This is a genomic window from Flavobacterium sp. (assembly GCF_035456085.1).
Taxonomy (GTDB): Bacteria; Bacteroidota; Bacteroidia; order Flavobacteriales; family Flavobacteriaceae; genus Flavobacterium.
Genome location: NZ_DATIDY010000013.1, coordinates 1 through 14,556, shown reverse-complemented (window position 1 = coordinate 14,556; position 14,556 = coordinate 1). Strand labels below are relative to the sequence as shown.

Genomic DNA, 14,556 nt, shown 5'->3' with positions numbered 1-14,556 from the left:
TCTTTTTGCAGGTTTTTTTCCCCGTCAGCGGAATTTCCAAAGGCATGCGAAGCTTCACCAAATCCGGATAACCCTTTATTGGTAATCAGTTCAACGAAATACCAGCTTCCTCTTTGGTTAACTTTTACTGTATAGACTTTAATTTCAGCCACCAACAGCTTATTTCCGGAAGTTGACTCTGTATGGAAATCGGGCAAAACGGTCATTGCTGAAGGAACCAGCGGTAAAACAGCTCCCATTCCGGCAATTTTTAAAAACGATCGTCGTGAAGAATTGGATATATTCATTGTCTCCTTATTTTAAACTTAATTCTCCAATACCAATCCCATTTTCACCGCCCACGCTATAAAGCAAGTACCATTTGCCTTTCTCTTCAAAAAAGGCAGGATCGCGAAGTTCACGTGCCAATCCATAATAGGAACCCGCATCTGAAGCTTTAATTGGCAGCTTGACACCTTCATAATCTTTTGCTGGTTCGGCAACAATAACCGGAGCAGTGGGCGTCCAGTCATTCCAATTATCTGTCAGTTTAATTTTAGAGAGCAGAATACTCTCTGGTTTGTCGCCTATTTTGGAGTAGAAAACCAATAAATTATCACCTTCCACTTTTAGGGCTGAATGTCGGAGGTAATTTTGCTTGTTCTGAATTTTATCAAATGGGTTGGGGCCTTCCTTAAATGTCAAACCTCCATCTTTTGAACGGTAGAATTGACCTGCTCTGGCTACGGCATAACGGGTTCCTTTCCAGTCAAAAACTCTAAAATACGACTCCCCTAAAACAGTTGTATCTGCATTAAAATGGATACCATCAACAGAAGTTGCCCTTAGCGAATACTGCCCTTTTTTGCCTTCGTGACTCAACGGGCAATGAAAGTACAGTACCAGACGTTTATTGGCCTCATCAATGTGAACATCCGGCGAAGCAATATGCGCATTCGAAAGATAAACTTCCCCTTTATTTTCCGAATTTGCCTTTCCTGCAGCCTCTTGACAGCGACAGTCAGTCGTTTTCAAACTGCCGGGCTGATATATTTTCCAGGGTCCTTTTAAATCATCGGCATAAGCCAATCTGATGTATTTGCCCTGATGATGCGCAAAATACAGGTAATATTTTCCCAATTTGTTAGGTAACCATTCAGGAACTTTAATGAGCGAAGGCCCATTGATATCCTCGCCGTCAGCGCCAAGCATAGCTGGAGTAATAATTGGATTTGTATCGAATCGCTTAAAACTGATTTTCTCCTGAGCCTCAACAGATATAGTTACTAAAAGGATTAAAATTAAGCTGTGTATTTTCATTTTTTTCGTTTTACAATTTAGTGTCTTCTTCAATAAAATCTTTAAAAGCCCTTGCCGTCTCTTCCAAAATTTCAGGAGAGGTGGTAGTGGCATCATCTGTTTTTACATGAAAAAAAGGATGAGCATACGAAACTCCTGCAAATCTTTTGTATCCTTTTTTGGCTACATAAACAAGTTCTCCACCTGGATTTTCATTAGCCAAAACCTTCACCGCATTGATTGGGGCAAATGCATTATTGAATGATTTATTTACCGGATCGTTATAGAAGAATCTCCGTTTTGGATCAACATTGGTTTGTTTGACTAATCCTGAGGCAGTGTTTTTGTATTCCAAAGTTGCTGCTCCCGCACCGAAGTGAATCCATAAGTGCGTTTTTTCTACTGGCGGTGCATTTTGTTCCAAAAATTCGTGCGCTCCCTTAAAAGCATGTTCATGGCCTGAATTACCCGTAAACACAAAGGTATAATTCGATTTTTGAGAAGCGGCCCATTTGGCCAATGAAAGCCAGACAGCGATACCCGAACCACGCTCTCCGCCGCAAGTAAACCAACCGCTGATGGGCGTTGAAACTACAATATACTTATCGCCCTTACCAATTGTGCCATACACATTGCGACCTTTTACATCTTTAAAAGTGCCATTAATGGCCAAGTTTACCGGTTTGCCGTTTTTTACAAAAGCCAATGCCTTTGCACTGTCTTTGGGTGCTATTAAAATAATTGGGACTTTCCATGGTTCTTGTTCTTTGTTGGTATTGTATGCTTCTATTTCGCCAGACTGATTATCGGTAATGGCGACGATTCCTTTAACGCCCAGATTAATAATCGAATCGATATACGTTTTTGGATTGGCTCTTTGTTGTTTTAACGGCAAATGAATTAGTGCGATATTGCTTTTGTATTGCGCTTCAGCATTGCCTGCATCAACTAAAGCGCCAGTCACATTCCGGTTTGCTTTCTCGTCAACCCACCATAACGGAAAAGCTTTTATAATATCCTTTCCGCTAGACAGCGACACTTTCTCCGGAAAGAACTGCCGAATAGGAACTTCTTGGTATTTTACGTTATATCCATAAGAAGCCAGTTCCTTGCCCAACCAATCCGAAGTAGCCAAATCCGTTGGTGTTCCAGTTCTGTGTTCGCCAAGCGAAACATATTTTTGGACAGTTGAAAACAGTTCCTTGCCATTAAAATCGGCTTCCTGCTTGTTTTGGCTTATTGCTGTGAGACCGGATAACAGCGAAGCCACAATGAATGAATATTTTGATTTCATGTATTTTTTCTTGTTTGTATTTAACCCTAAACGGCATTGGGGCTATTGTTTTTTTCCCACGCAGATTCAGCAGATTGAGCAGATTTTTATGGTATGGCATAAAAAGAGTCAGACAGAATTAAGCGGTTCAAATGACCATGCTTCCGAATCAAAGAATCTGCTCAATCTGCTGAATCTGCGAGCTAAATTTAGCCCACAGATTTTGCAGATTAATTCTATCTCACAGCACAGTTTTGTCATTCCGAGGAACGAGGAATCGCATTCAGTATTCGGCTGAAGTACGTTCCCTGCTGTTGAGATTCCTCGTTCCTCGGAATGACAAACTAGCGTGATATGCTGGAGTTTCAATCATTCTGGTTGTCCAAATAGCTACGTATTTTTTTTAGAACCTACAGAGAAATCTGGATTTAATACCGAGTCTATTCTTTTTTATTATCTGCGCTATTTTATCTTCTTAATTACAGGAAGCGTTTCAGCCGTCAAATTATTTCGAAGTTCCTCAGATGGCAAATACAAGCGAATGACTAAACTTGCTTTTTTGACATTCGTTATCGGAAGCCAATTCTCGGCTTTTTCTGAAGCTGACAAATTGATTTTATACGAAGTGCTATCGGCCTCATATTTTACGTTTTCCTGATTATAACCGTATTTGTTGATTGGGTTTTTAATCAAAAAACCATTTTCGTCATAAGCTGTGATGCTCCAATATTTAGCGTCCAATTTTTTTCCGCTAATCACATAATCCGATTTAGTGTCTATTGCGTTTCCATCACTATCGGTGCTTGCGCTTAAGTAGATCACTTCTTTTTTAGTCAAAGCATAAGTCCCGTAAACCGCCACTTGGGCTACTGTCAACAAATCGGCTGTGTTGAGATCTTTGTCCTTATCAACAGTTTGCCAACTGCCAATGGTGCGTTGTGAACTATTTTTTCCGGATTTAATATTGTAAAAACCGATTCCGCTTCCTAAAATTCCCGCTAGTATGACCAAAGCCAAACCAAGGGCTATCTTTTTTATTTTTTGATTTAAAGCCATTTCGTTTATTTTTTAGTTAATTTATTGCTTCGCTAACTTTTCGACGGTAACGCCATGTTGCAATTCGGAAAGTTTTTGTACCGGATACGCTTTTGAAACCAAATAACGAAACAGAATTAAGCCTTTTGTTGTTGGACTGTAAATGATTTTCTCCTTCGGAATATTTTTTAATACTGCTGCCGTGCTTCCTTCAGGAGCCAAATAATACTCGAATTTGGCTTTTACCTTTTCTTCATTTTCAACAAAATAATTCGTTGTGTTTTCCTGATATGCAGAAATAGACCAATAAGTCGAATCCGGAACAATGCCTGAAATTTTCAGCACCTCATCTTTTAAATCATAATTGATGGTAGAATATAAAAAATCTGGGTTTGGCAAGGGGACAACTCTGCTGTTTTCGGCATTTGGCTGTTCTCCAAATCGTGGAATGTTAATATATTCAGCGTTTTTTGAGGCAAATCTATTTTGAACGTAATAAGGCGTAGCCCAAATTGTGGCATAATAAAAAACTACCCCAGTCAAAATGACAACTAGTCCAAAGATGCCTTTTTTAAATATGTTTTTTGTTGTTGACATAGTCTGGCTTATTAAATATCAAAGCTGCCAAATTCGCATTAGGCAGCTTTGAAATGGTTATTACTTAGTTCCTTTGGCCGTTAATTCTGCGGCAGCTTTTTCTTCCTCAGCTTTGGTTTTGTGTATTCTTTTTAAACGAACATCAGACCAGTCTATTAATGGATACAGGTTATTTTTCTTTGCCTGCTCATCAAACAGTTTTTTCAGTTCGGCTAATTTTTCTGGGTGTTTTTTGGCCAAATCTTTTCTTTCGTTGAAATCTTCATTGATGTTGTATAATTCCCAAACATCTTTGTCAAAATCTGGAATTAGAGGATTTGTTTGTGATTTATCAGCCAATATTCTGTTCAATTCAAACGAGTTTGGATGATGAGCTGCTGCCGCTTTCCAACCATCACTGTAAATAGATCTGTTTCCAAAAATGTAATAATGCTGAATTTTGTGGGATGAAACCACATTAGCATCATTAAAAGAATTATAAAACGAATATCCTTGAATGGTATCTTGTTTTATTCCTCTTATGGATTCAGGCGCTTTTATTTTCAAAAGATCAAGAGTTGTAGGTAAAACATCAATTACGTGGCTGTATTGAGTTCTGATTCCGCCTTTTTCTTTAATTTCTTTTGGATAATAAACGATCAAAGGATTGTGCGTTCCTCCTTCTGAGTTGGCATCTTGTTTCCAGGATTTAAATGGAGTATTGGTTGCCTGTGCCCATCCCATAGGATAATTAGGTTTCGTTTGAGGTGTACCAATTTCGTCGATTACCTTTAAGTTATTTTGCAATGCCTGCTCTTCTGATGCATTTTCTGCATAGGTTTTTGGGGTGGCAACCCCTTGCAGCCTTCCTTCTTGACTGGCTCCATTATCCCCAATTATGGCAAAAATAACAGTGTTTTCCAATTGATTTGATTCTTTCAGATAATTAACCAATCTTCCAATTTCATAATCGGTATAAGTCAAATATCCAGCATAAACTTCCATAAATCTAGAATAGACTTTCTTTTGGTCTGGAGTTAATTTTTTCCAATCAGCAATAAGCGAATTGCGCTCGGGCAATTGGGCATTGGCAGGAATAACTCCTAATTTCTTTTGATTGGCAAGTGTTTTTTCGCGGTAAGCGTCCCATCCATCGTCAAATTTTCCTTTATATTGGTCACTCCATTTTGCTTCTACCTGATGTGGAGAATGAACAGCAGCCGGAGAATAATACAAAAAGAACGGTTTTCCAGGTGCCGCTTTTTGTTGTTTCTGAATATAACTGATTGCCTTATCGGTAATTTGCTCGCTAAGATGTCTTCCGTCTGGAGTAATGTGTACTTGGTCTTCTACCAAATCGGGTTTGTACTGATCGGTTGCAGAACCTAAGAATCCAAAGAAGTGTTCGAATCCTTTTCCGGTTGGCCATCTGTCAAAAGGACCTGCGTCTGTTGCGTCTTCATCGGGAGTTATGCCATATTTACCAACGGCAAAAGTATTGTATCCTCTGTCACGCAAAATCTCGGCAATGGTTCCGTTTTTTGCAGGCAGTCTTCCGTCCCATCCTGGGAAACCAGCAGAAGTTGCGATATGCGAAAACCCTCCAACATGCACTTTATGGGAATTGCTTCCTGTCAATAATGCCGAGCGCGTAGGCGCACAAATCGCCGTGGTGTGAAAATTGGTGTAACGTAATCCGTTGTTGGCTAAGTTCTCCAATACAGGAGTATCTATTTGTCCTCCAAAAGCACTGGAAGCACCAAATCCAACATCATCCAAAATAATCCAAACCACATTTGGAGACCCTTTTGGAGGTGTTACCGGCTCAGGCCAATATTCTTTGGACTCGGCCAATGTTTTGCCGATAACCCCTTTGTAATGGGGGTTAGGCTGATTTTGCGCAAAGCCAAATTGGGCTGCTAGCAAAGCCACAATCAAAAGCCTTTTCTCCTGACCTTTGATGATACTAGTGTTTCTGATTTTTTTCATATTTTTTTTGATTAAAAGAATCAGGCCTTTTCTATTATAAAAGACCTGAGTCTCAGATTAAAAATTAATTCACTTATCTAATTTCTTTTGATAAAATAATCGTTATTCCCACCCAGGGTTTTGGGTTAGTTTTTTATTTCTTTCAATTTCAACTTGAGGAATCGGAAATAAATAATGTTTTGCCGCCACGTTCGTTTTTCCTGCTTCTTGGAGATTTTTAAGCAACGTGCCGCGTCCTTCCGGTCCAACGCCGGTAACTTCACTTCCAATTTCACGAATAAGGTCAAAAGTTCGTTGATATTCGCCAACAAGTTCTAACCTTCTGTCAAGATAAACTGCCTCACGGAATTGATCCTTTGTCAATCCAGGCGTGAGATCAGCCAAGCCCGCTCTTTTTCTTATCCTATTTAGCGAAGCATATGCTTTGGCAGTTGGTCCATTCAATTCATTCTCAGCTTCTGAATGAATCAATAGTATTTCGGCAAAACGAATTATATTGGCATTAGCTTCAGATTTTCCGGTGCTTGCATAATTTGGATCCCAATATTTATTGAAATAAGGAATAGAATCACCCGGAACTTTAGCATCATAAAGTTTTCCATACCATTTCCCATTCGTTGGACTTTTGAATTTGGTCACAAAACTTACATTACGTCTTTTGTCTTTAGGCGTATATAGTTTGTAAATGCTGAAATATTTGTCAGTTCCTTTGGTATAAAAAGGCACCATATCAGCATACACCCCTTTGAGACCAGGTATCCCTGTCGCGATAGCTCGGTTGGTTAGCGCGTTGCTTAAATTGGCGGCCGTATTAAACTGAATCGAAAAAATATGTTCGCTGCTATTTTTATAAGCTGGCAAAAACACCTGTGAATAGTCGCTTAATAAAGTATAACCATAACTGCCATTTATGACTTCTTCGGCTGTAGCGACAGCATTTGCCCAATCTCTCTTGGTAAGATATACTTTAGACAACAATGACTTGGCTGCGCCTTCGGTAGCTCGTCCAACTTCTGGAGCAGAACCATTTTTGAAGGAGTTTACGGATTCCTTTAAATCTGTGATTATTTGCGCATAAACCTCATTTGCAGGAGCACGTTGCACTTGAAGTTCATCAATTGGAAGTTGAGTTTGATCGGTCAATACCAATGGCACGTCCCCAAATTGTCTAACTATATTGAAGTAATACAAAGCACGCAAGAAGCGGGCTTCGCCAAGCAATCTGCTCTTTAATTTTTCATCCATTGCTATTCCAGGAATTCTTTCAATAGCAGCATTAGCCATATTTATAGCCGCATAATGTTGCTGCCAGCTTTCTGCTCCACGAATTAAAGATGCAGAATGAGTTAAAGCTCCAAGCGACCTAGCATCTGGATTTGTAGCACCAGGACCGGGACTCACATCATCACTCATAAAATCCAGTCCGGTATAATATAACGGATTATAAATAGGCTGTGCAGAAGTATCATTCTGATTTAAGTGATAATAGATCGCGTTGACCGCCGCTATAGCATCATTGGCTGTTTTGTAAAATTGGTCCGGCGAGATAAATGATTTTGGGTCTTCATCGAGTGAAGCACAAGATGCTAATCCAAGCGAGATAGCAAAAAGTAAAATACGTATATTTTTCATTTCTAATATTTTTTTTAATTTTTAAATATCAAAAAGTAACACTAAGGCCACCTAAAACTGTTCTAGTTCCGGGATAAACACCTGTGTCAACTCCTGAATCAGTAGTGTTTTGCGCGTTTCGATTCACATCTGGATCATAACCAGAATAGCTCGTTGCGGTAATCGGGTTTTGGGAAGCAATGTAAATACGTGCATTAGAAAGCCCTAATGAGGTTGATACTTTCTTAGGCAAAGTGTAGCCTACAGAGACACTCTTTAATCGGAGATACGAACCGTCTTCGACATAGCGATCGGATAATACTACAGCAGGATCTTCTACAGCACGATGGACATTGGTATCTGTATTAGTAGGTGTCCAACGGTCTAACAATGTGGCATAGGCTCCTGTAAAACCCGTTCCTAACTCATAATCGGCCGCTGACCTGTTGAAAATTTTATTTCCATAAGATGAGTTAAAGAAAAGAACGATATCAAAATTTTTGTAACGGAAAGTGTTCGTCAAACTTGCCAGAAAGATTGGTTCAGAATTCCCTACAATCGTTCTGTCATCAGCCTGTGTGATTTTCCCATCATGATTCAAATCTTTGAATTTTTGAGTCCCAGGCTTCGTATTGGCAATTGGAGAAGCTGAAAAATCATCTCCTTCCTGAAACACTCCATCATATTTATACATGTAGAATGATCCTAAAGGTTCTCCCACTTTTACAATTCCCGACGGAATGTTAGGCGTTGCTGGGTTAACAGGAATATAAAAATCAGTTCCGTTGCCCAGGCTCAATACTTTATTGCGGTTAGCAGAAAAAATAAGGTTGGTAGTCCATTCAAAATCGCCCACAAAATTCAATGTTTTCAAACCTAATTCAACACCTTTATTTTCAACTGATCCTAAGTTCTGAAAGGCTGTATCTAATCCTGAGGTATAAGGAATCGGCACTTCTAATAATAAGTCGTCGGTTTTTTTGTAATAGACGTCGGCTGTTAGGCTTACGCGATTGTTGAAGGCAGAAATATCCAACCCAGCATTATATTGAGTTGTTGTTTCCCAGCCAAGATCAGAATTTTCAAAACTGTTTGGTGCAAAACCAGTTACCTTCGTATTTGCAATTACATAAGGAAAATAGGAAAGCCTCGCTATCGACTGATAAGGATTTATCTCCTGATTTCCAGTCAAACCCGCACTAAGGCGAAGCTTTAATGAATTGATTTCTTTTATTCCTTTCATGAAGTTTTCACCTGTCACATTCCATGCAAAAGCTCCCGAAGGAAATGTACCCCATTTGTTATTTTCGCCAAATCGTGAAGAACCATCAGCTCTGGCTGTGAAAGTAAAAAGATAGCGATCGTCAAATCCGTAGTTAACTCTGGCAAGGAAAGACTGAAGCGCCCATTCGGTAGCATTAGAAGCTGGAGTGCTTATTACGGTACCAGACCCAAGATTGTTATAGGTAAACTCATCACTCGCAAAATTTGATGATCCGGCCTGAAATGATTCGGAATTCATTTTTTGTTGTGTGTATCCAACAAGAACATCAAAAGCATGATTTTCAGCAAACTTCTTTTTATAGCTTATTGTATTTTCATTCAACCAGTTGAAAGATTCCAACGATCCTTTTGAAGCGCTTCCGCCAACGGGGGCTTCATAAAGCGTGGATGGTATGTATTGATTTTGTTTGTTCTCAATAATATCAGCTCCCAGCGTTACTTTTGCCGTTAATCCGTCAATAATTTTGTATTCTCCAAAACCGTTAAGCAGAAAACGCGTCGTATTCGTTTCATTTATTTGTTCGGTCATCGTTGCTATTGGATTTGCCACGGGGGAACCATAATTGCTGTTTGCAGTGAAATTTCCATTCTCATCCCTTACAGGAACAACCGGAACCATTCCAAGTATATTGTTAATCACAGCGAAAGGAGCAACATTTGCATGAGTTTTGCTGCCGCTCAAACTAACACCAAGTTTGAATTTTTGGGTCAAATCATGGTCTACGTTAAATCTTCCAGAGAAGCGGTCAAAACCAGAATTTATAAGGACTCCCTCTTGTTTAAAATAGTTTCCTGAAGCCAAAATTCTTGTTTGTTCATTACCGGAAGTAATCGTAATGCTGTGGCTTTGTATCGGAGCGTCTGCGTATGCTTCAGCCTGCCAATCAGTGCCCTCGCCCAATTCAGAAAGTTGTTCAGGTGTATACAACGGAGCTTTGCCTGAATCTATTAATGCATCATTTTTCAAAGCTCCCCATTCCTCTGCATTCAACACTGGAATTGTGCTGATTACTTTTTGAACCCCATAATAAGCTTCATAGTTAACAGCCAAGTGGCTTTTTTTGGCTCTTTTGGTAGTGATTAAAACCACTCCATTTGCACCACGAGATCCATAAATAGCCGTAGCCGAAGCATCTTTCAACACATCAATCGATTCAATTTCTGAAGGATTAAGACTCGATAGAGGATTTATTGCCGGGCCATTTGTCACGCCTGCATTGGTCGTTCCATTACCATTATACATTGGGAAACCATCAATTACGTAAAGCGGTTCATTACCCGCATTGATTGAAGTTCCTCCGCGGATTCTTATAGAAGTTCCAGCACCAGGCTGACCGCTTGATTGTGTAACCTGAGCACCTGCGACTCCCCCTTGAATAAGTCTGTCTGCCGATAAAACAGGTAATGATTTTAATTCCGTTGGGACAGATGATAAAGAGCCGGTGAAATCCTTTTTCTTTTGGGTACCGTAACCGACAACGAGAACGTCGGTCAACTCTTGCACATCGGCTGATAATTTAATATGAACAGGAGATCCATCGACAGTTACCTCTTTTGTTTTATAACCAACATAATTTACTATTAAAATATAGGGATATCTTTGCCCTGTCTGAAAATAAAATTTTCCCTCTAGATCTGTTTGCACAGCATGTGTTGTCCCTTTAATGTTTATTGAGGCACCAATTATTGGTTCATTTGTTATTTGATCAGTTACTTTTCCTTCGAGTTTTGATTGGATAAGGGGCTTTGTGTTTTGGGCATTAATTCCGACTGAAATTAGAAAAATACCGAGCCATAAAACATTATATAATATTTTTTTCATTACTTTGTTATTGGTTTAATAAATAAGGAGCTTGAAAACTGATACCAATCAATTTTCATTTTCCGTTTAACGATACATTTTTTTAGACCCGCCATTTCTGTTGCCGCAGAAATGGCTTTTTTATTTTACATTCAACACACTATTTTTCTCATTTTATTGCTTATTGATTAGTACTATTTTATCTGAATATTATTAAAAAAAGCATACATCTTACCTTTAAAATAATTTATTGAGAACAGAATAAATTATTTATAAAACATTAGAAAAATGTTATGATGCTATAATCTGAAGACATTAACAGCAACAACACATGCGACAATATGTATCGAATGAAAAGATTCTTGCTGGATCAAATGGGGTATATTTGATAGTCTTCACAGTTGTTTAGTATTAGCTATTAATTTTGTTTTTAAAACTCTACTATATCTATAGACAAATGTAAGTTAAGATAATTAAATATCAAAAACAAAATCCAACTATTTACTAAAAAAATGTTAATCAGTAAAAAAAAACAAAATGAGACTATTATTCAATAGCATTTTAAAACAAATAGTTATGTTTTATTTTTAACGAAAAAGATCCTTATTAGTATAAAAACGGTTTGATGTTTTCTTTAAGATATAGAATGACTTGTTTGCTTCAGAAACATAATAAGTAAGCCATAATTAGTATAATGAGACTCCTTGTTTGGATGAGCTAATGAATATAATTTGAGATGATAATTTATAAATTCTGATTGTATCCGAAGAAAAATCAATCCTTGCTTATTGGAATACTTACCGCATAGGAGTTCAAGTCGCCATTAATTTAGATACAGCAGTATATCGCTTGCTTTTCAGTACCTCTATTATAACAATGCAGTCTGCATTTGTCGCGGTCCTTCTAATTTTAGATTTTCATTTTCGTTAACTATTTGTTTCTGATCTCTGCCAAACGCTTTTCAAGTCTTTTTACCGTTTCTGGTTCTTTTTCGGCCAAATTGTTTTTTTCTCCAACATCCAATGTCAAATCATACAACTGAGGAGAGTTGCTATTTCCTCGTTCAGCATTTGTATTTGTATTAACTTGTCCTTCAGTTGGTGCAATGTATTTAAACCTTTCTTCTACAATGGCATAAGATCCGACAGAATTGGTAACTAGTTCTTTTCTTCCTACTTTGTCTTTTCCAAGCAATGCATTGAGTTGATTTTGACTATCGACAGCTTCTTTAGGCGTATTTTGGCCAATCAAAGCACTGAGACTTGCAATTAAATCTACTTGGCTTATCAGCGCATTGCTTACGCCTGGTTTAACTTTTTCTGAATATCTTAAGATAAAAGGAACACGAGAGCCTGCTTCAAAAATGCCGCCTTTTCTTCCTCTGAGATTCCCTGCAGGATGGTGGTCACCTAATAATTCCACTGACTGATCCTGATATCCGTCATCTACCACAGGACCATTATCACTGCTTAAGATAACCAGTGTGTTTTTGCTCAGCCCATTCTTTTCTAGCGTTTTCAATATCTCTCCCACTGACCAGTCAAATTCAAGCAAGGCATCGCCTCTCGCCCCTAATCCGCTTTTTCCAACAAATCTTTGATTTGGCAATCTGGGAACGTGAATGTCGTGAGTGGCAAAATATAGAAAAAAAGGTTTGTCTTTATTTTTTTCGATATATCCGACAGCTTTATTGGTAAAGATATCAGCCATATCTTCGTCCACCCATCTCGCCGCTTTTCCGCCAGACATATAACCAATTCGTCCAACTCCATTAATGATTGTATAGTCATGACCATGGGAATGCTTTACTTTAAGCAGTTCGGGATGCTCACGGCCAATGGGTTCGTTACCTACTTTGTTATTATAATCTACAATTATTGGATCTTTCGGATCCAGATTCACCACTTTGCTGTTTTCGATATACACTGTTGGAACCCTGTCTCCTGTAGCAGGCAAAATAAACGAATATTTAAAACCAACATCATTTGGAGTTTCTTTTATTGTTGTGTTCCAATCTGGACCTTGGGAATCTCCCAATCCCAAATGCCACTTTCCGACTACAGCAGTTTCATACCCAGCATTTTTGAAAACAGACGCAATAGTTGGCCTGCCGGATTTAATAAGTGCTGGAGCATTTCCAGGCAATATCTTTATTCCTTTTTGTCGCCAAGAATATTCGCCTGTAAGTAGTGAATATCTTGAAGGCGTACAAGTGGCGGCGGTTGTATAGGCTCTTGTAAAAAGAAGTCCATCCTTTGCCAGCTTATCAACATTCGGTGTTTGCAGTTTGTTATTTGGATAGTAGCAATGAAAGTCGCCATAGCCAATATCATCGGCATAAATTATAACTACATTTGGCTTCTGCGCAAACAGATAAGTGGTTTGTAATAGAATTAAAGTGCTTAAAATCAGGTTTTTTGTCATTGGTATACTTCTTTGGTATAGAATTAATTATTTATCGCCTTAACTTTTCCTTTTGTGTTAATCATTTGAAACAATACTCAGATTGGCAAATTCTCCCCCCGAACCATCACCAGTCCATAGACCTATTGCGCCGATTTTTCTGTTATTGAGTTTATTTACTACTAAAGATGGCTTGGCTGAATTATTAACAAACACTTTTACCTCTTTCTCCCCTACTTCGATTCTTGCATGAAACCAGTTGTTGGGATCAGGCTCAGGAGTTACGGCTTTTTCATAAAGTCCATTCTTTTCGTCGCGAAGTTTTTTCCATGGAAAATCGGGATGGCTAATGTATTGCACGGCATGAATGTGTCTGACAGAATCAGAAGTTTTAAAATTGAAAGGCCTGAAATAGACGGCGTCATAAGTTTTGTCATCGGCGCCATGAAAAGCAATACCGATAAAACTTTTCTGCAAAACATCTTTGCCTTTAAGATCAATGTCGATGGCACCTTTTGAAAATTTCACATCTTTTAACCAAACCACTCCTTCTCCTTCCTTTTCATGTACTTTTATGGCACTATAAATTTTGTCTGGAGAGGCGCTTATTTCTCTGTTAACAGCAATCAGCTTATTTTGAGAAAACAACTTACCAAGATCATAGTTGGATTTCTCCACTTTTTGAGCCAATGTGGTTTCTCTTCCAGTAATTCTTTCAGCATTTATTTCAGCCTTTTTGTCTGAAATAGCTTTGAATGCAAACAGCAAAGCAAGCAGACTTATCCCTGCTATGCCTATAATGATGGGTGGCTTTTTCATATATAGATATTATTAACTGAGTTGAATATTAATTTTTAGGAGCAGAAATATTTGAAATTTCATCAACAGTTGTCCCGCTTTCCGTTGCAATATTATGTGCCGAACCCCGGCACATAATGATTTTCACTTCAATCGGGGCTAAGAGACAGCTTTCTGCCTTTTTAGGAATTATCCAAAATATGAATACTGATAATAAGATACCTACAAGGTCTCGAAAAAGACCTTGCAGGAATGTTACTAAAATTTTTGGAGGGAAATCATGCCGATTTCATATTTTTATCCTTATCCTTTTAAGCTTGCTTTGGAAGCATTCAAAGCGTAATTTTTCTTTAATCTAGCCGAAAGTTCTTTTACCGTTTCAGCATATTTAGGGTCTTGGGCAAGATTGGTAAATTCGTCATTGTCGTTTTGATGATCGTACAATTCTACTCCAGCTTTGCCTTCGTCCCACTCGGTGTACCTCCATCTTTCGGTGCGGATGCTTCGT

11 protein-coding genes are annotated in these 14,556 nt (G+C 38.5%); all 11 read right to left on the bottom strand.

What is annotated here, in order from left to right; translation table 11 throughout:
* A partial coding sequence (locus tag VLC96_RS00900; RefSeq protein ID WP_325260159.1) for a hypothetical protein occupies positions 1–287 on the bottom strand: 287 nt, incomplete at its 3' end.
* 7 nt (positions 288–294) lie between these two features.
* Positions 295–1,299 (bottom strand): glycoside hydrolase family protein, encoded by a 1,005-nt coding sequence (locus VLC96_RS00895; protein WP_325260158.1) that lies wholly within the window; start codon positions 1,297–1,299, stop codon positions 295–297.
* Positions 1,300–1,309: 10 nt separating this feature from the next.
* Positions 1,310–2,572, bottom strand: coding sequence for a hypothetical protein (locus tag VLC96_RS00890; protein ID WP_325260157.1), 1,263 nt, complete (start codon positions 2,570–2,572; stop codon positions 1,310–1,312).
* A 441-nt stretch (positions 2,573–3,013) separates the two neighbouring features.
* Positions 3,014–3,607 carry a DUF1214 domain-containing protein gene (locus VLC96_RS00885; protein WP_325260156.1) on the bottom strand — a complete coding sequence of 198 codons (594 nt, stop codon included), beginning with the start codon at positions 3,605–3,607 and terminating at the stop codon, positions 3,014–3,016.
* Positions 3,608–3,628: 21 nt separating this feature from the next.
* On the bottom strand, positions 3,629–4,183 hold the full coding sequence (locus VLC96_RS00880; RefSeq protein WP_325260155.1) for a DUF1254 domain-containing protein: 555 nt from the start codon (positions 4,181–4,183) through the stop codon (positions 3,629–3,631).
* A gap of 60 nt (positions 4,184–4,243) precedes the next feature.
* The gene (locus VLC96_RS00875; RefSeq protein WP_325260154.1) at positions 4,244–6,151 is read right to left on the bottom strand and encodes an arylsulfatase; all 1,908 of its coding nucleotides are present in this window, start codon (positions 6,149–6,151) and stop codon (positions 4,244–4,246) included.
* Positions 6,152–6,253: 102 nt separating this feature from the next.
* Complete coding sequence (locus VLC96_RS00870; RefSeq protein ID WP_325260153.1) at positions 6,254–7,783, bottom strand: RagB/SusD family nutrient uptake outer membrane protein; 1,530 nt, start codon at positions 7,781–7,783, stop codon at positions 6,254–6,256.
* A gap of 28 nt (positions 7,784–7,811) precedes the next feature.
* Entirely contained in the window at positions 7,812–10,868 is a 3,057-nt protein-coding gene (locus tag VLC96_RS00865) for a SusC/RagA family TonB-linked outer membrane protein (RefSeq protein WP_325260151.1), read from the bottom strand.
* Between the two features lie 909 nt (positions 10,869–11,777).
* Positions 11,778–13,271 carry a sulfatase family protein gene (locus tag VLC96_RS00860; RefSeq protein WP_325260149.1) on the bottom strand — a complete coding sequence of 498 codons (1,494 nt, stop codon included), beginning with the start codon at positions 13,269–13,271 and terminating at the stop codon, positions 11,778–11,780.
* A gap of 57 nt (positions 13,272–13,328) precedes the next feature.
* The gene (locus tag VLC96_RS00855; protein ID WP_325260147.1) at positions 13,329–14,069 is read right to left on the bottom strand and encodes a hypothetical protein; all 741 of its coding nucleotides are present in this window, start codon (positions 14,067–14,069) and stop codon (positions 13,329–13,331) included.
* Positions 14,070–14,351: 282 nt separating this feature from the next.
* The coding region (locus VLC96_RS00850; RefSeq protein WP_325260145.1) for a sulfatase/phosphatase domain-containing protein at positions 14,352–14,556 on the bottom strand (205 nt) is incomplete at its 5' end.

Excerpts from the sequence above, each read along its gene's own strand:
- VLC96_RS00895 (WP_325260158.1), bottom strand. The coding sequence starts at position 1,299 with ATGAAAATACACAGCTTAATTTTAATCCTTTTAGTAACTATATCTGTT.
- VLC96_RS00890 (WP_325260157.1), bottom strand. The coding sequence starts at position 2,572 with ATGAAATCAAAATATTCATTCATTGTGGCTTCGCTGTTATCCGGTCTC.
- VLC96_RS00885 (WP_325260156.1), bottom strand. The coding sequence starts at position 3,607 with ATGGCTTTAAATCAAAAAATAAAAAAGATAGCCCTTGGTTTGGCTTTG.
- VLC96_RS00880 (WP_325260155.1), bottom strand. The coding sequence starts at position 4,183 with ATGTCAACAACAAAAAACATATTTAAAAAAGGCATCTTTGGACTAGTT.
- VLC96_RS00875 (WP_325260154.1), bottom strand. The coding sequence starts at position 6,151 with ATGAAAAAAATCAGAAACACTAGTATCATCAAAGGTCAGGAGAAAAGG.
- VLC96_RS00870 (WP_325260153.1), bottom strand. The coding sequence starts at position 7,783 with ATGAAAAATATACGTATTTTACTTTTTGCTATCTCGCTTGGATTAGCA.
- VLC96_RS00865 (WP_325260151.1), bottom strand. The coding sequence starts at position 10,868 with ATGAAAAAAATATTATATAATGTTTTATGGCTCGGTATTTTTCTAATT.
- VLC96_RS00860 (WP_325260149.1), bottom strand. The coding sequence starts at position 13,271 with ATGACAAAAAACCTGATTTTAAGCACTTTAATTCTATTACAAACCACT.
- VLC96_RS00855 (WP_325260147.1), bottom strand. The coding sequence starts at position 14,069 with ATGAAAAAGCCACCCATCATTATAGGCATAGCAGGGATAAGTCTGCTT.